Source organism: Streptomyces sp. NRRL B-1140 (assembly GCF_001280065.1).
In the GTDB taxonomy this organism is placed as follows: domain Bacteria; phylum Actinomycetota; class Actinomycetes; order Streptomycetales; family Streptomycetaceae; genus Streptomyces.
Map to the genome: position 1 here is coordinate 1 of NZ_LGEA01000182.1, position 506 is coordinate 506.

Below are 506 nucleotides of genomic sequence, written 5' to 3' on the forward strand. Positions count from 1 at the left end.
GCACCGGGTGATGGCCGAGTTCCGCCGCACCGAGCACGGCCTGCACGGCTATCCGCAGACCAGCATGTTCGACCAGCCCGAGCTGGAACGCGTGCTGCGCGCCGCCCTGGCCCGGCGCCCGGAGTGCGAACTGCGCGGCGGCGTGGAGGTCACCGGCATCGGACCGGACACGGCCGGCCCCGTTCGTGTGACCTACCGGGACGACGACGGTGAGCATCATCTGTGGGCCGACGCGGTGCTCGGCTGCGACGGCGCGGGCAGCCTCACCCGCGAGGCCATCGGCGCCGTATGGGAGGACCTGCGCTTCGAGGAGCAGTGGACCGTCATCGACGTCCGCACGAGGGCCCACGTGCGCTGCTGGGAGGGCGTCGAGCAGGTCTGCGACCCGGACCGGCCGACGACCTTCGTGCGCATCGGTGAGGACCGCTACCGCTGGGAGTTCCGGCTGCGGGACGGCCAGGAGCCGGTCCGCGAGCTGATCGCCCCGTGGCTGCCGCAGTCCTACG

At 72.9% G+C, this 506-nt stretch carries 1 protein-coding gene; it reads left to right on the top strand.

The features are described 5' to 3' along the window. Window positions 1-506, top strand: a 506-nt coding sequence (locus ADK65_RS36570; protein ID WP_199825769.1) for an FAD-dependent monooxygenase, incomplete at both ends; no start/stop codon positions are given.